Source organism: Erwinia sp. MYb375, assembly GCF_037479175.1.
GTDB classification, from domain to species: Bacteria; Pseudomonadota; Gammaproteobacteria; order Enterobacterales; family Enterobacteriaceae; genus Erwinia; species Erwinia rhapontici.
Genome location: NZ_JBBGZS010000012.1, coordinates 88874 through 113647, shown reverse-complemented (window position 1 = coordinate 113647; position 24774 = coordinate 88874). Strand labels below are relative to the sequence as shown.

Genomic DNA, 24774 nt, shown 5'->3' with positions numbered 1-24774 from the left:
GTCATGCCGGTTCACGACAGAGTTAAGCAGCATGCAGAAAACCATCCCGACCTGACCGCCGTTGATATTGAAGGTTACACGCTGAGCTGGCAGCAGCTGTGGCAGCGTGCGCAGGTGCTGTACCAGCAGCTGTGCCGGATGCCTTCCACTAGTGAAAACCGCACTGTAGCAATAGCCATCGGTAACGATATTACCTTCCCCGTTGCCTGGCTGGCGGCCACTGCGCAGCCTTTTACGGCGGCGATTATCGATCCTCACGCGCCAGTTGAACAACGCCACGATATGCTGCGACGGCTGGCGCCGGATCTGTTGCTGCTGAAAGCAGAGGATCGGGCGCTGATCGCACTGGCCGAGCAGCTGGCGATCCGCTGGCTGGCTGTCGATAGCGAACCCGCGCCATGTGTTCTGCCAGACGATCCCGAATTTACCGCCGGGATGCAGGCTGACACGCCGTTTCTGATCAACTTTACCTCCGGCACCACCAGTCTGCCGAAAGCCTTTATTCGATCGCGACGATCCTGGCGCTGTAGCTTTGAAAACGGTGAAGCGCTCTTTGGGTTAAAACATGCCCCCTCAACGCTGTTTCCCGGTCCTCTTTCTCACGGTATTGGCCTTTACTGCCTGAATGAAACGCTGTACGCCGGAGGGACCTTCTACAGTCCCGGGCAGTGGCAGCCTGCGGCGGCGCTGGCGTTGATTGCGCAGCGACAGATTGAACGGCTGGTGGTCGTCCCCACGATGATCGCCGGGTTTGCTCGTGTGGCAGAAGGCAGCGCATATCCCAGCCTCCAGCGTCTGTTAAGCGCCGGTGCCAAGCTGGAGCTGAACCACTATCGTCAGGCGCGGGCACTGTTTCCCGTTGCCCGAATGCAGGAATATTACGGGGCTTCAGAGCTGGGATTTATTGCCGTTTCCACCCTGGAGGATGCCGATATCAGCGCATCGCTGGCAACGGTCGGCCAGGCGTTTCCCGGTGTGGAGATTAGCATCCGTAATGATCAGGGAGAGGTTCTTCCCGCGTATCAGCCGGGCACCATCTATATTACCAGCGAACAAATTATCGACCGTTATTTGTGGGGCGATGACGGCAGCGCGTTCGTGAAATATCAGTCAACGGCGACGGTGGCCGATATCGGTTATCTCGATGATGATCATCGACTGCATGTGATTGGCCGTCGGGGAAATATGATCCTCAGCGGTGGCAATAATATTTATCTCTCTGAAATAGAGTCAGCGATTAAATCCCTGCCGGGAATTATTGAAGCCGTGGTGATTGCGGTGGATGATGATTATCTGGGTAAGAAAATGGTCGCTATTGTTGAGGGCGCACCAGAAGAACTGAAACAGTTATCACAACGCTGCCGCTCACTGCTGGCGAAATATAAAGTCCCGCGCCAGTTTTATCATATTACACACTGGCCACTGACGCCGAGCGGTAAAATAAAACGCGCCGAGCTGGAAAAAAGGATCGCACAACATGGCAGCAGCAAAGAGCTTACTGAATTATCAGCCTGAGGATGACTGGCAGCCGGTGATCGTCGCTGCCCGACGTACTCCGGTTGGCAGAGCTTATGGCATCTTTGACGGTGTGCCGATGGCCGCGCTGCTTGCACCGCTGTTTGAGCACATCATGGCGACTCTGCCCGCGGAGTGTACCGCGATTGATGAAGTGATTATCGGGAATGCGACGGGCGGCGGTGGCAATATTGCCCGGCTGGCAGCGCTGACGGCGGGTTTGCCGCTCTCTGTTCCTGCCGTTACGGTGGATCGCCAGTGTGGTTCCGGGCTGGAAGCGGTGATTAATGCCTGCCGTCTGGTGCAGGCCAGAGCAGGGGAGTGTTATCTGGCGGGCGGCGTTGAAAGTGTCAGTACTGCACCGTGGCGCGTGGAAAAACCCGCATCGCTGAAACAGATGCCGCGTTTCTTCGGGCGGGCGCAGTTTTCACCGGATGATATCGGTGACCCGGAGATGGGCATGGCGGCCGAGAATGTGGCGCGCCAGTGTGGCATCAGCCGGCAGCGTCAGGATCATTTTGCCCTGCGCAGCCATCAGCGTGCGCTGGCGGCACAGCAGCAGGGGGCATTTCGGCAGGAGATTGTCCCGGTTAGCGTCAGGGGACGTCTGGTGGAGAACGATGAGTGTCCGCGTGCCGACACCTCGCTGGCTAAGCTGTCGGCATTGTCGCCGGTGTTTGCCGCTGACGGAACAGTAACGGCAGGCAACTGTTGCCCGCTGAATGATGGCGCATCGTTGCTTCTGGTGATGAGCCGCCGCAGGGCACGTGCCAGTGGTTTTACCGAAGGACTGCTGTTTGCGGATGCCTGCAGCGCAGGCGTCGATCCCAATCTTCTGGGCCTCGGGCCGGTGCCCGCCACGCAGAAACTGCTGGCGCGCCAGCCGGGTCTGACGCTGGATCAGGTCGATGTCATTGAGTTTAACGAAGCTTTTGCTGCCCAGGTTCTGGGGTCTGTTGATGCTTTGCATATTGATGAGATGCGGATTAACCGCCAGGGCGGCGCTATTGCTCTGGGGCATCCTTATGGCGCATCAGGTGCGATAATGGTAACGCGTCTGTTCAGCCAGCTTCTGGGTCAGCCGCACAGTGGCGGCTTTGGTCTGGCGATGTTGGGCATCGCCGGAGGGCTGGGATTAAGTGCGTTATTTAAAGCGGTGCGGCTTTAAACCTATTTTCCGCGCCACTGCGGAGCGCGCTTTTCGCTGAAGGCAAGCAGGCTTTCCTGATAATCCAGGCTTGCCTGCAACTGCTGAAGCTCCGTAGCGCTGCTCTGGCGCAGATCCTTCATGTAGGCTTCTTTCAGCAGGGCGTTACAGGCCTGAACGGCCAGCGGCGCGTTGCGGTTGAGGCTGGCAGCCAGCGTCAGTGCGTTTTCCAGAAGGTCTTCCGCTGCGGCAACCTGGTAAAACAGGCCCAGTGCCAGCGCACGCTGCGCGTCCATGGGGTCACCGATCAGCAACATCTCACGTGCAACATTGGCAGGCAGGCGTGTTGCCAGTTGGTCGATGGCACCGCCGAGCGGTAGCAGACCGTACTTCACTTCGGGGAGTGCGATTTTTACCTGTTTAGCAGCAATAATAAAATCACATTCCAGCGCCAGTTCCAGCCCGCCACCAAAGGCATGACCATTCAGCGCCGCTATCCAGATTTTGCGCCGTGGCAGATGTTGCAACGGGTTAAACCCACCGTGCGAATTGATCAGACCTTTGCCACCGTCGGTGAAGGCCTCCTCAAGATCGGCTCCACTGCAAAACACCGTGCCGCTGCCGGTAAGGATCACGGTACGGATATCGGCCTGCTGTTCGCACCAGTTCAGGCACTGTTCCAGCTCGCTAATCATCACGGCGTTATAGGCATTGCGCGCAGTGGGGCGATGCAGCGTCAGGCGCGCAACGTGTGGGATGGGGCGGTCGCAGCGGACCAGTTGCGTATTCGGTTGTTCGCTATTCATCGTGGCTCAGCGTGATTCAGCAAGGAATTTGAGTGTATCACGCCGCGATTGGCCTGTTGTATCCACTCAATAAAGCAGCGCATCGCGGCGGAGTGGTATTTACGGCTGGGATAATAGAGCCAGAAACTTTCAGCTGGCGCCACATAGTCAGTCAGCAGCTCCACCAGTTCCCCGCTTGCCAGCGCGCTTTCACTCAGGTTACGCAGCACAAAGGCGATGCCGGCCCCGGCTTGTGCGGCCTGAATCATCATCTGATCGTTATCCAGTGTCAGATTGCCGTTGACCGCAATCTCCTTCAATTTGCTTTGCACCTGGAACTCCCATTTATATTGCATCCCGCTGGGAAAACGCCGCTGGATACAGGGATAATCTGGCAGTTCATCCGGATGCTGCGGCGCACCGTGACGGGCAACAAACGCCGGGCTGGCAATCACTGCGCCAGTGACGGGCATGCCGAAGGGGATCGCCACCATATTCTGCGGAATGACGTTGCCAAAACGTACACCGGCATCAAAACCCTCTTCCACGATGTTCACAAAGCCATCGCTGGTGGCTATCTCCAGGGCAATGTCGGGATACTGCTGGCGGAACGGCAGCAATACAGGGTGCAGAGCAAGGGCTTCCGCATTGCGCGGCATATTGAGACGCAGTGTGCCACGCGGATCGGCACGCCAGGTGTTCAACTCATCCACCGCACTGGACAAATCGACCAGTGCCGGTTCAATACGCGACAGAAAAGCACGACCCGCCTCAGTTAACGATACGCTGCGCGTGGTGCGGTTCAGGAGCCGCAAACCGATACGCTGCTCCAGATTTGTGAGGGTATGACTCAACGTCGAAGGTGTGACGTTACGCTCCTCCGCCGCCTTGCGGAAATTGAGATGGCGGGCGATGGCAGCGAAGATCTCTAATTCCTGTAGCGTAGTGCGATTTTTCATATTGATGATTATTTTTCATTAAAGCGCTTAATCAGCGTCAATTGTTGATTTTAACCGGGGAAAGTATAACGACATTGTCGCTAATCAACGGGATAAAAATGATGAAACAAAGAACATTGGGCAGTGAACATTTTCACGTTTCCGCTCTCGGTCTGGGATGCATGGGAATGAGTTTTGCCTACGGGCAGCCGGGCGATGAACAGCAGATGATCAAAACGCTGCATCGCGCCTTCGATCTGGGCATAGATTTCCTTGATACTGCGGAAGTTTACGGGCCGTTCACCAACGAGTCTCTGATTGGAAAAGCACTGAAAGGTCACGCGGGTAAAGTAAAGATCGCTACCAAATTTGGTTTTCATATCACGGATGAGGGGGAAGGCTGGGAACGTATTAAAGGCGTGAACAGCCAGCCTGAAAATATTCGTGCCTCGGTAGAGGCATCCTTACAGCGCCTGGGGGTAGAAGTGATTGACCTCTACTATCAACACCGCCTCGACCCGAGCGTAGCAGTGGAGGACGTGGTGGGAACAATGGCCGACCTGGTACGTGAGGGGAAAGTTCTGCACCTGGGTTTGTCAGAAATTTCCAGCGAAACATTGCAGCGTGCACATGCGGTGCATCCCATTACCGCCGTGCAGAGTGAGTATTCGTTGTGGTCACGCGAGCCTGAACACTGCTTGCTCTCAACCTGTCGTCAACTTGGCATCGGTTTTGTCCCTTACAGTCCATTGGGCCGAGGTTTCCTTTCAGGAAAGCTTCCCGTGTTGGCAGCCGATGATTTCCGTCATTATCTGCCGCGTTTCCAGAAAGAGGCGCTGGCCCACAATCTTTTGTTAGTCGAGCAGCTAAAAGACGTGGCTTACGGCTATAGCTGTAGCGCGGCGCAGATGGCGCTGGCCTGGGTGCTGGCGAAAGGGGAGAACATTGTGCCTGTTCCTGGTGCCAGTAAAATTCCCCATCTGGAAGATAATTGCCGTGCCGTCGATATCCGTCTGGCAGAGGATGACCTGGCACTGCTCGATCGCTTGTTTGTGGCGGAGAATATTATCGGTGAACGCTATACGGCACAGGAGCTTACGCTGGTGGAAAGCGATTTACCCCGCTAAGCATTTATCACGTCGATAACGTCAGCCGTGGGCGCAGGGTTTGCTGTTTGGCAATCCTGAAGGGCCACGCGTTGACTGACGCATGTGCATGTTAAAAATACGTGCAGGAAAAAAGTTGAACGTAGCCTTATTTATTTTCGAGTAATGTCTTTCTTGGCATGGATATTGATTTTTACCTTGTTTTTTTGCCCATTTATAATGATTTCTGCCGGGTTTGGCGGACAGTTGGCGTTTATATCACCAGATTTTCTCCTTGCCTGACAATGGAGGTGATAAACACTGATAATAATCACATGGCATTAAAAACAGTATTGACTCTTGTTTTTAAAGCAGTAGATTAGAACTCACAGCACGGGAATATTACCGGGTTGTGTCAGATAAAGTTTAATGTTTATTTTGCGATGAAGGTCACGAAGTATTTTTGTATGGGAGAGTCGTTGTGAGTTTAGTTATTGTTATCCACTCGCTTCGATGATGCTTAAGGCCACGCAGTCAGTTGCGAAATCGCAGGGTGGGAACGTAAGCGCGATGACATAAGGCTATGTTTTACCGATATAAGCGAGTCTGAATGTTGTGATGTGTGCTAATAAATCACAATGGAAGTCAAGCCACGTATCAAAGAGTCTACGTCGCGTTGGGTGTGTACTTGTTTAACCGGCCATGTCTTTCGACAGGCATGATGATGTTAACTGTCATTTATGGAGGTAAGCTAGAATCTTAGTCACTTATACTATCCGTAATAAACACGTACATTTGACGAAGTACTAATAGAAGTCATTACTCGTTAAGTTCATTAATGTTAAAGTTTGAGTTAGCAGTACCTTAAAAGCCCTGGCAATCTCTGTCAGGGCTTTTATCATTTAAGCCTGGTGACATTTTCATGAGCTTACCCACATGAGCACTTATCCTTCAGTACAACCCCAGACCAGACGAGAACCATAAAGTTCAAAAAATATAAGTGAAATGAATCCTTGCTTGTTGAGTCTTATCCGGTCTACTATGCCTCATCGGTTTGGAATACAGACCTTATGAAAGCAGTTTTAGTAAAGCAGTCCTCAGTACAAGTGTTATCAAAGATATCCCTTCATCGAGAGCCTCCTCCTAAGTGCCCATAAGTTTAAATCTGATGAACAGGCCATGTTCGCCATGTTAAGTGGCTCAAAAATTGAAAGGAAATATCTATGTCTAACAAAATGACTGGTTTAGTAAAATGGTTTAACGCTGATAAAGGCTTCGGTTTCATCACTCCAGCAGACGGCAGCAAAGATGTATTCGTACATTTCTCTGCTATCCAGAGCAGCGATTTCAAAACCTTAGATGAAGGCCAGAAAGTTGAGTTCTCTATCGAGAACGGCGCTAAAGGTCCATCAGCTGTAAACGTTATCGCTCTGTAATTTGCGATAATCTCGCTAACACCGACGACAGCGATGAGGGCATTAGCCTGAGCAGTGATGTGTTAGTGATAAAAAAAGCCGCCAAGTGCGGCTTTTTTTGTTTTTCTCCCCGCAAAAAATATCCCCTGTGTGCCCCTCTCCATAAGTCATCGAACCGCTGTTTAAAATAAGCTGCATTTATTTCCACAGGTAGTAGCGGGAGATTGCTGTGCGGCAGGAATGCGGTTTTTTAGTCGCAAGTGAAGAACAACCCATATGATCATGTAAAAAAAGCAGCTAAAAACGCTGGAAAAAGGCTTTTTTGCCCATAAAAACTGTCAGGCTATTGATGTTGCTTTTTTGTAAACGGATTAACACGCAACCGAAATCCTGCTATGCTGGCCCTCGCGGAACCGGGCACCTTACCCTACACATGGATGGTTTTCACTTTGCGGTGAACTCAGGTAGCCCGGGATGCTAAATACAATGAGAGCGAGGAGAACGTCGTGCTAGAAGAATACCGTAAGCACGTTGCCGAGCGTGCTGCCCAGGGGATTGTTCCAAAACCGTTAGATGCTTCCCAAATGGCCGCGCTGGTTGAACTGCTAAAAGCCCCTCCTGCGGGTGAAGAAGAATTTCTGTCCGATCTGTTAATCAATCGAGTGCCGCCGGGCGTTGACGAAGCGGCGTATGTCAAAGCGGGTTTCCTGGCTGCTGTCGCGAAAGGCGAAACAACTTCTCCTCTGGTTACTCCTGAACTGGCAATCAAACTGCTGGGCACCATGCAGGGCGGCTATAACATCCATGCGCTGATTGAAGCACTTGACGATGAAAAGCTGGCACCGATCGCCGCTGAAGCGCTGTCCCACACGCTGCTGATGTTCGACAATTTCTACGATGTTGAAGAAAAATCCAAAGCAGGTAACCCACACGCGAAAAAAATTATTCAGTCGTGGGCCGATGCCGAGTGGTTCCTGAAGCGTCCTAAACTTGCCGAAAAAATCACTGTAACCGTGTTTAAAGTGACCGGCGAAACCAATACCGACGACCTCTCTCCGGCGCCGGATGCATGGTCTCGTCCGGATATTCCACTGCACGCGCTGGCGATGTTGAAAAACGCCCGTGAAGGTATCGAACCCGACGATGCGGGTAACGTAGGCCCGATCAAACAGATCGAAGCATTACAGGCAAAAGGCTTCCCACTGACCTACGTTGGTGATGTGGTCGGTACAGGTTCTTCGCGTAAATCCGCCACCAACTCGGTGCTGTGGTTTATGGGCGATGATATTCCTTACGTGCCGAACAAGAAGGGCGGTGGCGTCTGCCTCGGCGGTAAAATCGCACCTATCTTCTTTAACACGATGGAAGATGCGGGCGCACTGCCGATTGAAGTCGATGTTGACCGTCTGAATATGGGCGACGTCATCGACATCTATCCGTATAAAGGTGAAGTCCGCAATCACGACACCGACGAAGTGCTGGCTAACTTTGAACTGAAAACTAACGTACTGTTGGATGAAGTTCGTGCGGGTGGCCGTATTCCACTGATCATCGGCCGTGGTTTGACCACGAAAGCCCGTGAATCGCTGAATCTGCCGCACAGTGATGTGTTCGAGCAGGCGAGAGATGTGGCGGCCAGCACCCGTGGTTTCTCACTGGCGCAGAAAATGGTCGGCCGTGCATGTGGCGTTGACGGTGTGCGCCCTGGCGCCTACTGCGAACCCAAAATGACCTCGGTTGGCTCGCAGGACACCACCGGTCCAATGACCCGTGATGAACTGAAAGATCTCGCCTGCCTCGGCTTCTCTGCGGATCTGGTGATGCAGTCCTTCTGCCATACTGCGGCTTATCCAAAGCCGGTCGATGTGACCACGCATCATACGCTGCCTGACTTCATTATGAACCGTGGCGGCGTGTCGCTGCGCCCAGGTGATGGCATTATTCACAGCTGGCTGAACCGTATGCTGCTGCCGGACACCGTGGGTACCGGTGGTGACTCTCACACCCGTTTCCCTATTGGTATCTCCTTCCCTGCGGGGTCAGGTCTGGTGGCCTTTGCCGCTGCGACTGGCGTGATGCCACTGGACATGCCTGAGTCAGTTCTGGTGCGCTTCAAAGGTAAGATGCAGCCGGGGATCACTCTGCGTGATCTGGTGCATGCGATCCCACTGTATGCCATCAAAGCTGGCCTGCTGACCGTTGAGAAAAAAGGGAAGAAAAACATCTTCTCTGGCCGCATTCTGGAAATTGAAGGTTTGCCGGATCTTAAGGTTGAGCAGGCATTTGAATTGTCAGATGCATCCGCTGAACGTTCTGCCGCCGGTTGTTCTATCAAACTGAGCAAAGATCCGATCATTGAGTATCTGAACTCGAACATTGTCCTGCTGAAGTGGATGATCTCTGAGGGCTATGGCGATCGTCGTACGCTTGAACGCCGTATTCAGGGCATGGAAAAATGGCTGGCCGATCCGCAGCTGCTGGAAGGCGATGCGGATGCAGAGTACGCTGCGGTGATCGATATCGATCTGGCAGATATTAAAGAGCCAATTCTGTGTGCGCCGAACGACCCGGATGATGCTCGTCTACTGTCTGATGTGCAGGGCACAAAAATCGATGAAGTCTTTATCGGTTCCTGCATGACCAACATCGGTCACTTCCGTGCGGCTGGGAAACTGCTGGATGCGCATAAAGGCCAGCTGCCGACGCGTCTTTGGGTGGCTCCGCCAACCAAGATGGATGCGGCACAGCTGACTGAGGAAGGCTACTACAGCGTATTCGGTAAGAGCGGCGCGCGCATTGAGATCCCAGGCTGTTCACTGTGCATGGGTAACCAGGCGCGTGTGGCAGATGGCGCAACGGTGGTATCGACCTCCACACGTAACTTCCCGAACCGTCTGGGAACGGGGGCAAATGTGTACCTGGCGTCTGCTGAGCTGTCCGCGGTAGCTTCTCTGCTGGGTAAACTGCCAACGCCGGAAGAGTATCTGACGTTTATGGGCCAGGTGGATAAAACCGCTGTGGATACCTATCGTTATCTGAACTTCGACCAGCTGAGTCAATACACCGACAAAGCCGATAGCGTGATTTTCCAGACTGCGGTTTAATCTTCAGTGCGCGTTAAGAAACCGGGCCAAGTGCCCGGTTTTTTTATGTGCTCAGTGGATAGCCGCAATCTCGAACTTCACTTGATAGCCGGCTTTGGCAAGCAGTATGACGAGTTTATCCAGACTGAAAAGATGAAACTTTCCGCTACGAATTTCGGAAATACGTGAGACGGTGACGCCGAGCAGTACGGAGGCTTCTTTGAGCGGCATGCCGTCAATTTTTTCCTGCAAAGCCATCAGTAATTGTGAGCGTGCTTTGAGCTGTGCGGCCTCTTTCGGGGTGTCGGCAAGGGCATCCCAGACACTGTCGAAACGCTGGATCATGAGCTGAACTCCTGTATCAGTTGCTGATAACGCTGGCGGATCAGTGCCACATCCTGCGGGCTGGTCTTGAGCGTTTTCTTATGGAAAGCATGCAGTACATAGATGGCATCGCGGAGCTTTGACACATAGACCACGCGAAATGTCCCGCTGTCACCATCATGTATTCGCAATTCCCACACCCCACTGGCAACAGCAGCCAGTGATTTAAAATCTGCGGGTGTCGCACCCGCCTGTAGCTGAGCGAGTTGATAACCCGCATCATGCATCACATTCCTGGGAAAGCGTTTAAGGTCGCTCAGCGAGCTACCAAGAAAACAGATCTTTTTCATTCGATTCTTCCCTGTTGATGAATTTACGGAATTACGTAATTTTAAGCAACTGTTTTTCCGTGATTACGTAATTTTGTGTTATCGGTGAACGGGAATTTCCGTTGTGCCGGGCAGAACATGCCATGGGGAAAAGCGGACAGGCCAGTATTTTTACTGTTCCGTTATCAATATTGGAAAGCGCTACGTAAAACCTCCTGCTTTTCCCGCGCCGGGCTGCGATAATGCGCGCCAAAGCTCAGTATTGTCGCGGCAGACGCGCAAAATGTGGTTGAGCCTGTGAGCAGGCTGACCGGGAGGAAAGCGCGATGGAATATGAATTTTTAAGAGATATCACCGGTGGTGTGAAGGTTCGCATGACGATGGGCCACGAAGCCGTCGGTCACTGGTTTAATGATGAAGTGAATGAAGACCTCACCCTGCTGGATGAGGTCGAAGCGGCTGCCGAAGATGTCAAAGGCAGCGTGCGTCAGTGGCAGCGCGTGGGCAAAGAGTACACGCTGTTGCTGGATGAAGAAGAAGTGATGATCCGTTCAAACCAGCTCAACTTCGAAGGCGATGAGATGGAAGAGGGGATGAATTACTACGATGAAGAGAGCCTGTCATTCTGCGGAGTGGAAGACTTTCTGGCCGTGATTGCCGCCTACCGGGAATTTTTACAGGGGCGTTAACGACCATGCCCAAGCCCTGCTGGGCGAGGGCATGTCCGGTTTATAACGATGCTCCACCGCACATTACCAGCTCCTGCCCGGTAATGGCGGCGGCGGCAGGTGACAGCAGATAGCCCACCAGTTCGGCAACTTCCTGCGGCTGAATAAAGCGGCCGATGGGTGGCAGTTTTGGCGGCGAACCTTCGCGTCCGGGGCTGTTCAGCATCGGTGTCTGTGTGGCGCCAGGCGCAACGATATTGGCCGTCAGCCCACGTGGTGCCAGCTCTGCTGCCCAACTGCGAACCATACCTATCATGGCCGATTTGGTGGCGACATACTGACTACGGCCTGCTGCCCCGCGTGACGTGCGGCTGCCCAGTAGCACGATGCGCCCACCGCTGCGCATATGCGGCACAAAGGTATTGGCCAGCGTTTCCGCCACGGCAATATGCAGCTGCCACAGCTGCTGGCTGGCCGTGACATCCAGCTCCCCCAGCAATGCCGCTTTCATCATCCCGGCCGCGTGAACAATGGCCTGCGGTGTCTCCATCCCGGCAAGTACCCGGGCCAGCGCGGCATTGTCGAACAGGTCCACGCTGACAGACCGAAACTGCGGGTTATCATGTTCAATGTGGCTGCGGCTTAATCCTGTCACCTGCCAGCCCTGCTTTAACAGATGATCGACAATCGCCGCCCCAATGCCTGAACTGGCGCCGGTCACCAGCGCATGACGGCTCATGGCTGGCCCTCCAGCATTCCCACAGGGATCTTGAAAACCGCCTTGCGGACCATCATCGGTTGCCCGATGGCGCACAGTGCCTGATGCGCTTCGCCTGGTGCAAACGTCACAAAGTCGCCGGGGCGCAGATGGACCTGCTGCGTCAGCTGCGGATCGGCGACGATATACAGATCCGCTTTACGTTCTTCACCGCCCGTCGGGCGTGCATCGGTTAGCCCGAAGCGGATAACCTCCTCGCCCGTCAGTACGATCTGAATATCGAGATATTCCCGGTGAAACTCGGTATGGCGCGTGACCGCTGGTGCACTCTGCTGTGAGCCGATATGACAGAACCAGGCAGCCCCCTCCGGCTGCCATCGTCCGTCGGGCAGCGCACTCAGTGCCGCCAGACTGTGTCGGGGCTGCGCCAGCAGTTGAAACAGCGATGCAGGCAGGGTAGCCAGCGTCAGATGGTTGAGGTTACCGGCGATCATCGGCGATCTCCTGTCACCCATTCCTCTTCCACACGCACATATTTAATCGCCTGGCGGAAATAGGTGTAGGCAATATGCAGTTCCCCGTTCAGCCCCTGCTTAATGCTGGGGTAGGAGAACTCACGGTTCAGCTTCTGCTGCGAATTATTCGTCATGCAGTAGCCGTCGCCTTCATCCAGATTACGCCGGAACGGCCAGCTTTTTCCGCCATCACGTGAAATCGCCAGCGTCATGGGGGCACGTGGTGCTCCCCAGAAGGCGGTTTTACCGTTGTGGATCACCGGTTCGGCGGCGACCGCCACGTCATCTTCTTCATCTTCAATTTCGTCATACAGTGAGGTGCGGCGTTCGCTGGCCCCTTCGGCACTCATGGCGTTAAACACCAGCGCCAGGTCACCGTTCGCCAGTGTGGTCACCTGAATGGACGAGTTATTGTTTGGCAGTTCGGTGGCCTGCGGGGCAGACCAGCTTTGCCCGCCGTCGTTGGACCGGCTTTGATAGATATGATCTGCCCAGCGGCTGCGATACAGCGCCAGCAGCGAGCCATCCTTCAGCAGTGTAATATTCATATGCACGCAGCCGGTGCTGTCCGGCACGGCCACATCGTGCCAGTTTTTGCCTTTATCCCGCGAGATTTTCACCGCGCTGTCGTCATTATTGCCCACCCATTTTTCACCCGGTTGTGTACGGCAGTAGAACACCGGCAGCAGCCAGTCGCCGTTAGCCAGCACGACTACTGGCTGACGGATAAAGGTGCCGGGCTGGTCGAGCAGCGTGGCAATCGGCCCCCAGCTCTGGCCGAAGTCCGTTGACTGGCGGTAGCGCACAATTGCCGTATCCTGATTGCCGGACTTTTGCGCGGTGTACAGCAGCCACAGCACGTTGTCCGGGTCGAGGAACAGTACCGGGTTCTGCTCCGAGCGGGTCGGGTCGTCCGAGAGTTTTACCGCGTCGGACCAGCGCTCGCTCCCTTTCTCCAGGCGTGAGCACCAGACAGAAATATCGGCGATCCCTTCCTGAGTACCACCAAACCATACGCAGAGCACATCGCCATCCGGCAACGGCAGCAGGTTAGCCGCATGATTTTGCGGGCAGGATGACGGCAGCATTGCCTGCTGCCTGTCACCCTCGGTAGCGATAATGCCGTTACGTTCTACGGTGAGCGTTTCCAGTGTCATATCAGGCTCCACTTTTTTGAATTTGGTGTGCGGTTTTTTTATGGCTGTCCCGCGATGGGATCATGCGATCAATCACCATCACCAGCGCCGGAACAATCAGGGCGATGTACATATTATTGATGCCGAACGGGTCACCCATGACAAACCAGATCGAGGTCACGACGCAGGAGCCAATCAGCCCCCAGTTTGCGCCGCGCGCACTTTTGAACATCGGCAGGTAGAAGGCGATAATCGCCACCACGGAAATCGACAGACGGATAGCGCGGGTGAAGAACGACAGCTTCAGCACTTCCGGCACCAGCAGCACAAAAATCAGCGGGGCAAAACCGATGGCCAGCGACAGCCAGCGCGTCATTTTGAACTCGCGCTCTGGCGTTGGGTTACGCATCGGCACATAGAAGTCCTTCACAATCAGCGATGCAATCGCCAGCGCTACCGTACTGACGCTGACGAAGATCGACGCCACCAGCGACGTGGTAACCACGCCCGCCAGCCACGGGCTCATATCCTGTAAGAACACGGGCAGGGCATACAGACTGTTGATATCCGGATGCAGAAACTTGGCCGCGACGCCAATCACCGCAATCGCCAGGCCAATCGGCAGACAGAAGAAGAAGGCCACCCAGGTGGCACGGCGCGCAGAGGCCGGGCTTTTGGTGGAGGAGATCGCCTGGATCACGAACTGGGTACAGAAGATCGAACCGATAGTCCCGATCAGCCACGCCATGATCGTGCTGGCACCGACGTGACCATCCCAGGTCCAGTAGAACGACGGCATTTTCTCAACCATGGGCGTAATACCGCCGGTCATCTTCAGTGCCACGCCGAGAATAATCAGAATACCAATGTACTTCAGGCCGCTGTGCAGCATCGTGACCCAGGCCATTCCCTTCATGCCGCCAAAGGCAAAGTAGAAGGTGCTGACAATGGCGGTAATAAAGGCTGCCACCGGCAGATTCACTTTCAAGACGGTTGAGATCGCCGCCGCGCCGCTGACGTAGTTACCCACGTTCACCAGCAGCAGGGCGTAGATCATAATCAGCGAGATAATGCATTTAGTTGTGTTGCCGTACTTCTCGGCAATGGCACCAGAGATAGTAATTTTTCCGGTGTTGTAGATGCGTTTTACCAGCAGCAGACCGAAAATCGGGAAGCCAATGGCGGCACCAATTACCGACCAGGAGGCCGCGAAGCCATCTTCGAACGCCGCCTGTGCGGTACCAATGGTGGACTTGGCACCGATATATTCCGACATCAGCAGGATGCCGACGATAAACGCGGGCATCGCGCGTGCGCCTTCCATATGTTCACCGGAGGTTTTACTGCGCAGTCGCCAGGTCAGCCAACTGGTAAACAGAATGTACACCAGCACCATCCCGACGATGATCAGCGTACCTTGCGTGGTAAATTCTTTCATAACAACCTCTTAAGTTGTAAAAAGCGCGCTGGCCTTCAGGCTCTTGTGGCGCTTCAGTAGGGTACAAAGGCAAAAGAGAGCGATGCACACCTCACAGGAAGGTGTGCCTGTATTGCTGTTAGTGTCTGATTGAGTCAGAGCAGGTGGCACCGTAATGCCGCTGCCGGAAAATTATTGAAGATACTGGTTAACGATCTGGCGAATTTTTTGCTCTTCTTCCGCGCTAAACTGCACCGCGTAGCGGCTGTCGCCCACGTCAAAGCCCATCAGTGCCACGGCTTTTTTCACCGCTGCGGGTGAGAAGGCCACGGCATAGAGGTCGGTACGCAGTCCGGTGACGTTCTCCTGGGCTTTGCGTGAGGCCGCGATATCGCCCGCGTGGAAGTGCGACCAGATGGCGTTGATCTCTTGCGGTGCAACGTTAGCCAGGCCGGAAATACAGGCCGAACAGCCGTCGACGAAACCCTGATGGATCAACGAGTCCGGACCGTTCAGCACGTTAAAGTGATCAATGCCTTCGGCCGCTTTCAGGAAGCCGCTCAGGCTTTCATAGCTGCCTGCGCTGTCTTTGATGCCGATAATGTTGGGGTGGGCGGCCAGCTGGCGAACGGTTTCTGGCTGTAAGGTATTGCCAGTACGCGCCGGGATGTTGTAGAGAAACACCGGCACCGTCAGTGCATTGGCCACTGCGGTGTAGTGGGCGATCAGCTCTGACTGTTTGAGTGGGACAAAGTAGGGAGTGATCACCGACACGGCATCCGCACCCAGCGCGGCAACCTGTTTACCGAGGCGAATGGTGTCGCGTGTGGAAATTTCGCCGACGTGCGCCACCACACTGGCTTTTCCTGCCACTTCGTCGACGCAGGTGGCCGTCACGGCCAGCTTTTCCTGTTCGTTTAATACGAAGAACTCACCGTTGGTGCCGCCGCAGAAAATACCGTTTCCGGCGGCCAGCTGGCGCTGCACCTGACGGCGCATGGCTGCTTCAGCATAGGCACCGTCGTGATCGAAAGGCGTGACGATGGCGGTCAGTACGCCCCGAATAATTTTGCTCATCATAATCTCTCTGTTAGTGATTCAGTGCCGGAAATAGCGTCAGGTACACGTTACGCACGTCGTTTGCGCTCACCGGTGCCGGGACATTTTTCATCAGGCGCTGCACATCGAGTGCCGCTTCCACTAAATAAGGCAGGTGTTCTGAGGTGATCCCCAGCTCGTCGAGGCTGGCAGGCAGCTTCAGTCGCTGGACCAGGGCCGCGAAGTAATCCACCAGTGCGTGAGACTTCTCATCCGCGTTGAGCTGCGGGTTAGCCTCAGGCAACAGGTCGTAGACTTCGGCGAATTTGCTTACCGCCGCCGGGCGCACAAAGCGCATGCAGGGAGCGAGCAGAATGGCGTTCGCCACGCCGTGCGGCAGGTGATATTTGCCGCCCAGCGGGTAGGACATGGCGTGCACCAGATGAGTCCCGGCATGGGCGATGGCCGCACCGCCGTAATAAGATGCCCACAGCATATTCAGTCGGGCCTCCAGGTTGCCGGGTTCAGCCACGGTGGTTTCCAGGCTGGCAAACAGCTTCTTCATCCCGATCAGCGCGTAGTTGTCACTCACCGGGTTTGACACCGTCGCGGTAAAGCACTCAATCAGGTGGCAGAGCGCATCAATCCCGGTTGAAGATGCAATATGTGCCGGCATGCTGGTGGTCAGTTCCGGGGCCAGAATCACATAGTCCGGCAGCATCACCGGGGAGATAATGCCGACTTTCGTCTCTTTTTCCGGGATGGCCAGAATGGCATTTGGCGTGGCTTCTGACCCCGTACCTGCAGTGGTCGGGATCAACAGCGAGGGGGTGCGTCTCTGAGGTTTCTCTCCGGCCAGCAGGGCCTCCAGCGTGGGTGCATTCTCAACGCACAGCACCGACAGCAGTTTTGCCACGTCCAGCACGCTGCCACCGCCTACGCCAATCACCAGATCCACATCGCGCGAGGCCAGGCCGGCGAGGATCTCTGCTACATCATGCTGGCTCGGCTCGGGTGGCACATTGCTGACGGTATGTAAGGTTGAGACCTGACGGCGCACCTGCTCAGTCAGCGTCTGCACTGCCGGGATCGCTGCAATATTCTTATCGGTGACCAGCAAAACACGCGGCTTATCTTTTAACAGGTAGCCAATGTCATTGAGTGTCTGGTAACCCGCGATCACGGTACTGTTTATGTTCATGCCTGATTTCTCCTCATCACACCGCTTTCAGTTGCGGGTGATTGCATTTCGTCATTTGTAAGGACTTTCCGACTTTGATGGGTAATTTATAGGGCATATTGATTCTGATTAATTTGAACTTGCTCACATTTAATCAAATGTGATTGAATATAATCATATTCAGATAATGAGTGGTGTCCTGACCCTCTCTTCACAGACAGGCACCTCAATGTTCCGTACAGGAGTGGCGATGACGCAGCGTAAATGGCAAACGCCGGTACTGGTGATTGCGGATGATTTTACCGGGGCCAATGATGCGGGCAGCGGGCTGGCCAGAGCGGGAGCGCGGGTGAATGTGCTTTTTGACAGCCAGTCACCGCGTGGTGACGAGCAGGCCGACGTCTGGGTGGTCAGCACGGACAGCCGCGCGCTCTCTGCCCAGGATGCTGCAGAGCGGGTGCATCGCGCGCTGATGCACTGGTCGCCGATTGCCCGCGAAGGCTGGCTGTTTAAGAAGATGGATTCCACTCTGCGCGGCAATCTGGGCGCAGAAACCGAAGCGGCTCTGCTGGCCAGCGGTGCATCGCTGGCGCTGGTAGTTGCGGCGGTTCCACGGCTGGGGCGCATTACCCGCGACGGTGAGTGCTTTATTCACGGCTTGCGACTGACCGAGACCGAATTTGCCAGCGACCCGAAAACGCCGGTGACAACGGCGAACATTGCCCGGCGGTTATTGGAGCAGAGCACATTGCCTTGCGGCGGCCTGACGCTGGCCCAGGTTCGCGGGCCACAGTTGCTGGCGCTGATGCAACAGGCCGCCGACAGCGCACCGTCGCTGCTGGTGGTGGATGCAGAAACCGATGATGACTTACAGCGCATTGCGCAGGCAGCGTCCCGCCTGGCACAGCGTCCGCTGCTGGTCGGTGCTGCCGGGCTGAGTGATGCTCTGACGGCGTTGCTGGTGGATCGCCACCCGTCACCGCTGCTGGCAGTGGTGGGCTCGATGAGTGACATCGCCCGTCAGCAAATTGACCGGATTCAGCAGCAGCATCCCGTGACGCTGGTGGATATCGATATTGCCGAACTGTTTGCTATCCCGCGCTGGGCATCGCTTTCCACCTGGCGCCAGACCGTGACCAAGGCATTGCGCGCCGGGCAGCACTGTGTGGTCCGCACCTGCCAGCATAATGGGCAGCGTGAAGCGATTGCTGCACTGTGTGAAGAACATCAGCTGAGCCGTGCTCAACTGGGTGAAGAAATTTGCCAGCTACTGGCACAGCTCACGGCTGAAGTGCTGGCAGAAGCCCAGCCTGGCGGGTTGTATCTTTCCGGCGGTGACGTGGCGATCGCCGTGGCGCGCGGGCTGGGTGCCAGTGGATTCCAGATTCAAGGCCAGATTGCGGGCTGTGTGCCCTGGGGCCGCTTATTAAATGTGACTGAACCCTTGCTGGTGATGACCAAAGCCGGTGGCTTCGGTGATGCAAACACCCTGGTCGACGTTATTCGTTTTATTGAGGAGAAATCGAGTGAGTAAAATTATTGCGATCACTATGGGCGACCCGGCGGGTATCGGTCCGGAAATCATTATCAAATCACTGGCCAGCGGTGAGCTGTCCGGGGTTCCGGCAGTGGTGGTGGGCTGTGCCAGTACCCTGCGGCGCGTGCTGAGCCTGAATATTACCCCGCAGGCAGAACTGCGCGTGCTGGATCGCGTGGCCGATGCTCACTTCGCCCCTGGTATTATCAATGTTATCGATGAACCGCTGACCGATCCGGCTGCCCTGAAGCCCGGAGTGGTGCAGTCGGAAGCGGGTGATCTGGCGTACCGCTGCGTTAAACGTGCCACGGAACTGGCGCTGGCGGGGGAAGTACAGGCGATTGCCACCGCCCCGTTAAATAAAGAAGCGCTGCACTCTGCCGGGCATCTTTATCCCGGGCATACCGAACTGCTGGCGAAGCTGACCGACAGCAAAAATTACGCGATGGTGCTGTATACCGACAAGCTGAAGGTGATCCACGTCACCACGCATATTGCGCTGCGTCAGTTCCTTGATACCCTGGGGCGTGAACGCGTTGAGACGGTGATCGGCATGGCGGATACCTTCCTCCGGCGCGTTGGTTTTGAGAACCCGCGTATTGCGGTGGCCGGAGTGAATCCGCATGCGGGTGAAAATGGCCTGTTTGGCGATGAAGAGATCACTATCGTCGCTCCCTCGATACAGGCGATGAAAGCGCAGGGGCTGAACGTGACCGGGCCGTGCCCGCCGGATACCGTTTTCCTGCAGTGCCAGGAAGGCCAGTACGATATTGTCGTCGCGATGTATCACGATCAGGGGCACATTCCGCTCAAGCTGTTGGGCTTTTACGATGGGGTCAATATTACCGCCGGGCTGCCGTTTATCCGTACCTCGGCAGACCACGGTACGGCGTTTGATATTGCCTGGACAGGAAAAGCGAACTCTGCCAGCATGGCGATCTCTATTCAGTTAGCGATGCAGCTTGCATAAGGACATATGAAGGGACAAAGCCGCCTCGATCAGATTATGGACTATCTGAAAAGTCATAATCTGGTCACGGTCGAACAGCTGGTGGCTGCCATTGCGGCGTCACCCGCCACCATCCGACGCGACCTTATAAAACTCGATCAGGAAGGGGTGATCAGCCGTAGCCACGGTGGGGTAACCCTGAACCGCTTTATTCCCAATCAGCCCACCACGGTTGAGAAGATGCAGCGTCATCTGGCAGAGAAACGGGTTATTGCGCATACCGCGGCCAGCCTGGTGAAAGCCGGTGATGCTGTGGTGCTGGATGCCGGCACCACCATGCTGGAGCTGGCACGTCAGCTGACGCATTTGCCGCTGCGGGTGATCACGGCTGATTTGCATATCGCGTTGTTTCTTTCCGAGTTTAAGCAGATTGAAGTGACGATTATCGGTGGGCGCATCGACGACTCCAGCCAGTCCTGTATTGGTGAGCACGGACGCCGTCTGCTGCGTAATATCTATCCGGACATCGCTTTTGTCAGCTGTAACTCCTGGAGCCTGGAGAAGGGCATCACGGCACCGACGGAAGAGAAAGCCGGGCTGAAGCAGGACCTGCTGGCCAATGCACGCCGCCGGGTGCTGCTGGCCGACAGCAGTAAGTACGGTTCCTGGTCGCTGTTTCAGGCGGCACCGCTCCAGCAACTGACGGATATTATTACCGACAGGCTGCTTAGCGATGAATCTCAGAGTGAGCTGAGTGAGCAGGACTTTACGCTGAGGCTGGCGCTGTAACGCTAAATCCCGGGCCGATCAACGATCGACCCGCGCACTTTTCAGTAACAAGATCTGACGCCAATAAAAAAGCGACCCGAAGGTCGCCTTGTTACGGATATCAATACACCCAACCAGTTACTGCGTTTTTAATCCCAACGACGGAATATTGCGGCCGTAATAAATCTCACGCATCTCTTTCCACAGTAAACCCGTAATGCGTTTATGTTCCTGCGGACTCAGATCGGCGGGTTCGGTATTGAACAGATAGTGTTTCAGATCGAACTCTTTCAACAGCATTTTGGTGTGGAAGATGTTTTCCTGATACACATTCACATCCATCATGTCGTACATCGATTTCATATCATCCGACATGAAATTCTGAATAGAGTTAATCTCGTGATCGATAAAGTGTTTCACCCCGTTCACATCGCGGGTAAACCCACGTACGCGATAATCGATGGTGACAATATCGGATTCCAGCTGATGAATTAAATAGTTCAACGCTTTCAGTGGCGAAATGACACCACAGGTCGAGACTTCAATATCTGCACGGAAGGTACACAGACCGCCTTCAGGGTGGCTTTCCGGGTAGGTATGTACGCAGATATGACTTTTGTCGAGGTGCGCCACAACGGAGTTGGGCAGCGGGCCAGGATGTTCGGAGGTGTCGATGTCGCGCGGATCGATCGGCTCTTCACTGACCAGAATCGTAACGCTGGCCCCCTGGGGTTCATAATCCTGACGCGCGATATTCAGCACGTTGGCACCGATAATTGAGCAGGTCTCGCTCAGGATCTCGGTCAGGCGGTTAGCATTATACTGCTCATCAATGTATGCAATATATCCGTCACGCTCCGCATCGGTGTTTGCGTAACAGATATCGTAGATACAAAAACTCAGGCTTTTCGTCAGGTTGTTGAAGCCATGTAGTTTAAGCTTTTGCAATTTAGTTCACCCCCTTAAAATACCTGGTTAGTCGGCCAGCGCATTTAACAGATATTGCGGCAGGGCAAAGCTGCCAGTGTGGATCGCCGGATTATAGTAACGGCAGTTCAGGCCTGCTTGTGCAAAGCGTGAGGCAATTGTCGCGGCATCGAGCTGGCGCAGCGCCGGATTATTACTGGCCCAGGCGAAGGTCATAATGCCGCCGTAGTAGGTCGGGATCGCAGCCTGGTAGAAGCTGACATCAGCGAAATAGTGGCTGAGTTTGCGATGGCTGTTCACCGCTTCATCCTGCTGCAGGAAACAAACGCCGTTCTGCGCCACGAAGATGCCATTTGGGTTCAGGCAGCGGTGGCAGCCTTCATAAAAGTCTGAAGTAAACAGGCTTTCTCCCGGCCCAATCGGGTCGGTGCAGTCAGAGATAATCACATCGAATTTTTCGCTGGTCTGTTTAACGAAGTTCACGCCATCGTCAATCACCAGGGTAAAGCGCGGGTCGTCATAGGCGCCCTGGCTGTGGTTCGGCAGGTGTTCTTTGCAGAAGGTCACCACGCCAGCATCGATTTCAACCATCGTAATCTGTTCGATGTTTTTATGCCGGGAGACTTCACGCAGCATGGCACCGTCACCGCCGCCGATGATCAGCACTCGCTTTGCGGCCCCGTGGGCCAGCAACGGAACGTGTGTCATCATCTCGTGATAGATAAACTCATCGCGTTCGGTGGTTTGTACTACGCCGTCCAGCGCCATTACCCGGCCTAATGCCGCATTCTGAAAGATAATCAGATCCTGGTGTTCGGTCTGCTCGCGATACAGTACGTTGTCGACAGAAAAATACTGCCCGAATCCGGCATGAAGCGTTTCATACCACATTTCTTTATCGGTCATGGTGGGGGTTTTCATCCTCATATACTCTCCGTCATGCACGTTGCAGCCCGGCGGCACCCGTGTGAACACTGTGTGACGGGGGGAGCAAACGTGGCCTGCGCAGGTGCAGGCTGAATCAGGGCGAATATAACAGCCGCGAAAAATGGGCCAGTATCATAGCGATTAATGACCGCAGTTGCACGGTCAAATCAGCAGCAGGAGGGCGAGAGAACGATTACTTCACGTAGGCCAGCAGGCTCAGAGAGTCACGCGCCAGAGATTTACACTTAGTATCGTTCGGTACGGCAATACCACTGAGATCGCGATAGCTGTCTTCACCTAATGCTTTCATATTAAAGCTGTTGTAATTGGTTAAATCCCAACGATTTTGCTGTGCGAAAAACACCAATGCACGGCGAATTTGCCCGTCGGGGAGATCCTGATAACCACAATCGTTTTTCAAATAAACAAATACGGCGGTTAAATCTGCCAAATCTTCTGCTTCCGATTCGCTGAGGGCGAAACTGGTGGAGGAGAAGCCAAACAGCCCTAACAGCAACAGAGCCTTGATGCTTTTCTTCATGGTTTATCTCATACGTGTGCAATAGCTTGACGTTAGCACAGTTCAGGCCGGGTGCCAGCCACTTTTAAGACAGAAAAGTCCTGAAGGGCTTATCCCGCAATCTTTTAACGGGCTTGACCTTCCCGCTGGGGCAGGGTTTATGCTGTCAGTCGCTATCGATATCTGATACAGACATCTTAGACAAGGACTGAATAAGGAATGGATAATGCAACGTCGTGATTTTATCAAATTAAGCGCCGCCATCGGCGCAGCCAGTGCATTGCCACTGTGGAGCCGTTCATTAATGGCGGCTGAACAGCGCCCGCTGTTGCCGATACCCACGTTACTGACGGCCGATGCGCGCAGTGAAATCACCCTGATTGCCCAGACCGGTAACAGCCTGTGGCGCGGTAAAAACGTGCCAAGCTGGGGCTATAATGGCAGCCTGCTTGGCCCGGCGATCCAACTGGATCGTGGCAAAGAGGTCAACATCACCGTGCATAATCGTCTGCCCGAAACGACGACGGTGCACTGGCACGGTCTGGAACTGCCGGGCAACGTCGACGGTGGGCCACAGGCGCGGATCGCGCCGAACAGCAGCCGCCGGGTGACATTCACGCCCGATCAACCGGCTGCGACCTGCTGGTTCCATCCGCATCAACATGGCCGTACCGGTTACCAGGTCGCGCAAGGACTGGCAGGGCTGGTGCTGATCAACGACCCGGAAAGCGGCAAGCTGCTGCTGCCCAAACAGTGGGGCGTTGATGACATTCCCGTGATTTTACAGGATAAGCGCCTGAGTGCTGACGGCAGCCAGATCGATTACCAGCTGGATATCATGAGTGCGGCGGTGGGCTGGTTTGGCGACACGATGCTGACGAATGGGGCTATCTACCCGCAGACCGGCGTACCGCGAGGTTGGCTGCGTCTGCGTCTGCTGAATGGCTGTAATGCCCGTTCGCTCAATCTGACCACCAGCGATCAGCGCCCGATGTATGTGATTGCCAGTGACGGCGGCCTGCTGGCTGAGCCCGTGCAGGTCAGCGAGCTGCCGATGCTGCCGGGCGAACGTTATGAAGTGCTGGTGGATACCTCTGACGGTAAACCCTTCGACCTGCAAACGTTGCCGGTGCGTCAGATGGGTATGACACTGAAGCCCTTTGATCAGCCTCTGCCGGTGTTGTCGATTAATCCATTGCGGGTGTTGGCCAGCGGAACGCTTCCGGACAAGCTGGTGGAGCTGCCCGCCGTTCCTGCGACTGACGGGCTTAAAACTCGCTGGATGCAATTAATGATGGATCCGGAACTCGACCGTCGCGGCATGATGGCGCTGATGGAAAAATACGGACATGCGTCGATGGCCGGTATGGCGATGGACGGGCACGAAAGCGATACACCGGCAAGCCCGGCGAAATCTGATATGGCTGGAATGGATCACGGCAACATGGCCGGAATGGATCATGCAAAACCGGTGAAAGGCTATGATTTCCATAACGGTAATCAGATCAACGGCGTGGCCTTTAATATGGATAAACCCTCGTTTGAGGTCGCGAAGGGCGTGTATGAGAAGTGGACCATTTCAGGTGAAGGCGATGAGATGCTGCATCCGTTCCATATTCACGGCACCCAGTTCCGCATCCTGTCGGAAAATGGCAAACCCCCTGTCGCACATCGCAGCGGCTGGAAAGACACCGTTCGTGTTGAGGGCTGGCGCAGCGAGGTGCTGGTGCGCTTTAACCATCAGGCCGATGCCGCCAATGCTTATATGGCGCACTGCCATCTGCTGGAGCATGAAGATACCGGCATGATGCTGGGCTTTACCGTGGCGTAGCGACGTGTTGCCACGACAGGCT

The 24774-nt window shown here is 54.8% G+C and carries 23 protein-coding genes; 10 read left to right on the top strand and 13 right to left on the bottom strand.

The window, feature by feature from the left end:
- Nucleotides 1–3: 3 nt before the first annotated feature.
- Complete coding sequence (locus tag WH279_RS05890) at nucleotides 4–1515, top strand: AMP-binding protein (protein ID WP_339455290.1); 1512 nt, start codon at nucleotides 4–6, stop codon at nucleotides 1513–1515.
- Nucleotides 1478–2683 carry a thiolase family protein gene (locus tag WH279_RS05885; RefSeq protein WP_339455289.1) on the top strand — a complete coding sequence of 402 codons (1206 nt, stop codon included), beginning with the start codon at nucleotides 1478–1480 and terminating at the stop codon, nucleotides 2681–2683. The genes WH279_RS05890 and WH279_RS05885 overlap by 38 nt, the downstream gene beginning before the upstream one ends.
- 2 nt (nucleotides 2684–2685) lie before the next feature.
- Here WH279_RS05885 and WH279_RS05880 read toward each other — a convergent pair whose 3' ends face one another.
- Nucleotides 2686–3468 carry an enoyl-CoA hydratase/isomerase family protein gene (locus WH279_RS05880; protein WP_339455288.1) on the bottom strand — a complete coding sequence of 261 codons (783 nt, stop codon included), beginning with the start codon at nucleotides 3466–3468 and terminating at the stop codon, nucleotides 2686–2688.
- A complete protein-coding gene (locus WH279_RS05875; RefSeq protein WP_339455287.1) occupies nucleotides 3465–4406 on the bottom strand; it encodes a LysR family transcriptional regulator in 942 nt (313 codons plus the stop codon). Before WH279_RS05875 ends, WH279_RS05880 begins: the two co-directional genes overlap by 4 nt.
- Nucleotides 4407–4507: 101 nt before the next feature.
- Here WH279_RS05875 and WH279_RS05870 point away from each other — a divergent pair, with 101 nt between their 5' ends.
- The 3 genes from WH279_RS05870 to acnB all read left to right on the top strand — a co-directional run bounded on the left by WH279_RS05870 (nucleotide 4508) and on the right by acnB (nucleotide 9989).
- Entirely contained in the window at nucleotides 4508–5512 is a 1005-nt protein-coding gene (locus WH279_RS05870) for an aldo/keto reductase (protein WP_339455324.1), read from the top strand.
- Nucleotides 5513–6693: 1181 nt separating this feature from the next.
- On the top strand, nucleotides 6694–6906 hold the full coding sequence (gene cspE, locus WH279_RS05865) for a transcription antiterminator/RNA stability regulator CspE (RefSeq protein WP_133842250.1): 213 nt from the start codon (nucleotides 6694–6696) through the stop codon (nucleotides 6904–6906).
- Nucleotides 6907–7391: 485 nt separating this feature from the next.
- Nucleotides 7392–9989 (top strand): bifunctional aconitate hydratase 2/2-methylisocitrate dehydratase, encoded by a 2598-nt coding sequence (gene acnB / locus WH279_RS05860; RefSeq protein ID WP_339455286.1) that lies wholly within the window; start codon nucleotides 7392–7394, stop codon nucleotides 9987–9989.
- Between the two features lie 51 nt (nucleotides 9990–10040).
- On the opposite strand, the gene WH279_RS05855 is transcribed toward acnB, so the two are convergent.
- Entirely contained in the window at nucleotides 10041–10313 is a 273-nt protein-coding gene (locus WH279_RS05855) for a helix-turn-helix domain-containing protein (RefSeq protein WP_339455285.1), read from the bottom strand.
- Nucleotides 10310–10642 carry a type II toxin-antitoxin system RelE/ParE family toxin gene (locus WH279_RS05850; RefSeq protein WP_339455284.1) on the bottom strand — a complete coding sequence of 111 codons (333 nt, stop codon included), beginning with the start codon at nucleotides 10640–10642 and terminating at the stop codon, nucleotides 10310–10312. The genes WH279_RS05855 and WH279_RS05850 overlap by 4 nt, the downstream gene beginning before the upstream one ends.
- Nucleotides 10643–10947: 305 nt before the next feature.
- On the opposite strand from WH279_RS05850, the gene yacL reads away from it, so the two are divergent.
- Nucleotides 10948–11310, top strand: a complete 363-nt coding sequence (gene yacL / locus WH279_RS05845) for a protein YacL (protein ID WP_133842246.1) — start codon at nucleotides 10948–10950, stop codon at nucleotides 11308–11310.
- A gap of 40 nt (nucleotides 11311–11350) precedes the next feature.
- Here yacL and WH279_RS05840 read toward each other — a convergent pair whose 3' ends face one another.
- The 6 genes from WH279_RS05840 to WH279_RS05815 all read right to left on the bottom strand — a co-directional run bounded on the left by WH279_RS05840 (nucleotide 11351) and on the right by WH279_RS05815 (nucleotide 17314).
- Nucleotides 11351–12028, bottom strand: a complete 678-nt coding sequence (locus WH279_RS05840; RefSeq protein WP_339455283.1) for an SDR family NAD(P)-dependent oxidoreductase — start codon at nucleotides 12026–12028, stop codon at nucleotides 11351–11353.
- Nucleotides 12025–12501 (bottom strand): YhcH/YjgK/YiaL family protein, encoded by a 477-nt coding sequence (locus WH279_RS05835; RefSeq protein ID WP_339455282.1) that lies wholly within the window; start codon nucleotides 12499–12501, stop codon nucleotides 12025–12027. The genes WH279_RS05840 and WH279_RS05835 overlap by 4 nt, the downstream gene beginning before the upstream one ends.
- Nucleotides 12498–13679 (bottom strand): sialidase family protein, encoded by a 1182-nt coding sequence (locus WH279_RS05830; RefSeq protein WP_339455281.1) that lies wholly within the window; start codon nucleotides 13677–13679, stop codon nucleotides 12498–12500. Before WH279_RS05830 ends, WH279_RS05835 begins: the two co-directional genes overlap by 4 nt.
- A 1-nt stretch (nucleotide 13680) precedes the next feature.
- Entirely contained in the window at nucleotides 13681–15096 is a 1416-nt protein-coding gene (locus WH279_RS05825; RefSeq protein ID WP_339455280.1) for a sodium:solute symporter family protein, read from the bottom strand.
- 171 nt (nucleotides 15097–15267) lie between these two features.
- The gene (locus WH279_RS05820; RefSeq protein ID WP_339455323.1) at nucleotides 15268–16152 is read right to left on the bottom strand and encodes a dihydrodipicolinate synthase family protein; all 885 of its coding nucleotides are present in this window, start codon (nucleotides 16150–16152) and stop codon (nucleotides 15268–15270) included.
- A gap of 13 nt (nucleotides 16153–16165) precedes the next feature.
- Nucleotides 16166–17314, bottom strand: coding sequence for an iron-containing alcohol dehydrogenase (locus tag WH279_RS05815; RefSeq protein ID WP_339455279.1), 1149 nt, complete (start codon nucleotides 17312–17314; stop codon nucleotides 16166–16168).
- A gap of 229 nt (nucleotides 17315–17543) precedes the next feature.
- Here WH279_RS05815 and dtnK point away from each other — a divergent pair, with 229 nt between their 5' ends.
- Genes dtnK through WH279_RS05800 form a run of 3 tightly spaced genes read left to right on the top strand, consistent with a single transcriptional unit; the run spans nucleotide 17544 to nucleotide 20568 of the window.
- Nucleotides 17544–18827 (top strand): D-threonate kinase, encoded by a 1284-nt coding sequence (dtnK, locus tag WH279_RS05810; RefSeq protein WP_339455278.1) that lies wholly within the window; start codon nucleotides 17544–17546, stop codon nucleotides 18825–18827.
- A complete protein-coding gene (locus WH279_RS05805; RefSeq protein ID WP_339455277.1) occupies nucleotides 18820–19800 on the top strand; it encodes a D-threonate 4-phosphate dehydrogenase in 981 nt (326 codons plus the stop codon). The genes dtnK and WH279_RS05805 overlap by 8 nt, the downstream gene beginning before the upstream one ends.
- Nucleotides 19801–19806: 6 nt before the next feature.
- Nucleotides 19807–20568 carry a DeoR/GlpR family DNA-binding transcription regulator gene (locus tag WH279_RS05800; RefSeq protein ID WP_339455276.1) on the top strand — a complete coding sequence of 254 codons (762 nt, stop codon included), beginning with the start codon at nucleotides 19807–19809 and terminating at the stop codon, nucleotides 20566–20568.
- Between the two features lie 117 nt (nucleotides 20569–20685).
- Here the strand turns inward: WH279_RS05800 and speD are convergent, their stop codons facing one another.
- The 3 genes from speD to WH279_RS05785 all read right to left on the bottom strand — a co-directional run bounded on the left by speD (nucleotide 20686) and on the right by WH279_RS05785 (nucleotide 22942).
- The gene (gene speD / locus WH279_RS05795) at nucleotides 20686–21495 is read right to left on the bottom strand and encodes an adenosylmethionine decarboxylase (protein ID WP_200643762.1); all 810 of its coding nucleotides are present in this window, start codon (nucleotides 21493–21495) and stop codon (nucleotides 20686–20688) included.
- Nucleotides 21496–21522: 27 nt separating this feature from the next.
- Nucleotides 21523–22380, bottom strand: a complete 858-nt coding sequence (gene speE, locus WH279_RS05790) for a polyamine aminopropyltransferase (protein WP_339455322.1) — start codon at nucleotides 22378–22380, stop codon at nucleotides 21523–21525.
- Nucleotides 22381–22594: 214 nt separating this feature from the next.
- Nucleotides 22595–22942, bottom strand: coding sequence for a YacC family pilotin-like protein (locus tag WH279_RS05785; RefSeq protein ID WP_048914955.1), 348 nt, complete (start codon nucleotides 22940–22942; stop codon nucleotides 22595–22597).
- Between the two features lie 205 nt (nucleotides 22943–23147).
- Here WH279_RS05785 and cueO point away from each other — a divergent pair, with 205 nt between their 5' ends.
- Nucleotides 23148–24752, top strand: coding sequence for a multicopper oxidase CueO (cueO, locus tag WH279_RS05780; RefSeq protein WP_339455275.1), 1605 nt, complete (start codon nucleotides 23148–23150; stop codon nucleotides 24750–24752).
- Nucleotides 24753–24774: the final 22 nt, after the last annotated feature.

Bases quoted from the DNA above. Each gene is read 5' to 3' on its own strand.
- WH279_RS05850 (WP_339455284.1), bottom strand. From the start codon at position 10,642: ATGAAAAAGATCTGTTTTCTTGGTAGCTCGCTGAGCGACCTTAAACGC.
- WH279_RS05785 (WP_048914955.1), bottom strand. From the start codon at position 22,942: ATGAAGAAAAGCATCAAGGCTCTGTTGCTGTTAGGGCTGTTTGGCTTC.
- cueO (WP_339455275.1), top strand. From the start codon at position 23,148: ATGCAACGTCGTGATTTTATCAAATTAAGCGCCGCCATCGGCGCAGCC.
- WH279_RS05875 (WP_339455287.1), bottom strand. From the start codon at position 4,406: ATGAAAAATCGCACTACGCTACAGGAATTAGAGATCTTCGCTGCCATC.
- WH279_RS05885 (WP_339455289.1), top strand. From the start codon at position 1,478: ATGGCAGCAGCAAAGAGCTTACTGAATTATCAGCCTGAGGATGACTGG.
- WH279_RS05880 (WP_339455288.1), bottom strand. From the start codon at position 3,468: ATGAATAGCGAACAACCGAATACGCAACTGGTCCGCTGCGACCGCCCC.
- WH279_RS05825 (WP_339455280.1), bottom strand. From the start codon at position 15,096: ATGAAAGAATTTACCACGCAAGGTACGCTGATCATCGTCGGGATGGTG.
- WH279_RS05830 (WP_339455281.1), bottom strand. From the start codon at position 13,679: ATGACACTGGAAACGCTCACCGTAGAACGTAACGGCATTATCGCTACC.
- WH279_RS05840 (WP_339455283.1), bottom strand. From the start codon at position 12,028: ATGAGCCGTCATGCGCTGGTGACCGGCGCCAGTTCAGGCATTGGGGCG.
- WH279_RS05820 (WP_339455323.1), bottom strand. From the start codon at position 16,152: ATGAGCAAAATTATTCGGGGCGTACTGACCGCCATCGTCACGCCTTTC.
- WH279_RS05855 (WP_339455285.1), bottom strand. From the start codon at position 10,313: ATGATCCAGCGTTTCGACAGTGTCTGGGATGCCCTTGCCGACACCCCG.
- WH279_RS05890 (WP_339455290.1), top strand. From the start codon at position 4: ATGCCGGTTCACGACAGAGTTAAGCAGCATGCAGAAAACCATCCCGAC.
- cspE (WP_133842250.1), top strand. From the start codon at position 6,694: ATGTCTAACAAAATGACTGGTTTAGTAAAATGGTTTAACGCTGATAAA.
- yacL (WP_133842246.1), top strand. From the start codon at position 10,948: ATGGAATATGAATTTTTAAGAGATATCACCGGTGGTGTGAAGGTTCGC.
- dtnK (WP_339455278.1), top strand. From the start codon at position 17,544: ATGACGCAGCGTAAATGGCAAACGCCGGTACTGGTGATTGCGGATGAT.
- WH279_RS05800 (WP_339455276.1), top strand. From the start codon at position 19,807: ATGAAGGGACAAAGCCGCCTCGATCAGATTATGGACTATCTGAAAAGT.
- WH279_RS05835 (WP_339455282.1), bottom strand. From the start codon at position 12,501: ATGATCGCCGGTAACCTCAACCATCTGACGCTGGCTACCCTGCCTGCA.
- WH279_RS05870 (WP_339455324.1), top strand. From the start codon at position 4,508: ATGAAACAAAGAACATTGGGCAGTGAACATTTTCACGTTTCCGCTCTC.
- speE (WP_339455322.1), bottom strand. From the start codon at position 22,380: ATGACCGATAAAGAAATGTGGTATGAAACGCTTCATGCCGGATTCGGG.
- WH279_RS05815 (WP_339455279.1), bottom strand. From the start codon at position 17,314: ATGAACATAAACAGTACCGTGATCGCGGGTTACCAGACACTCAATGAC.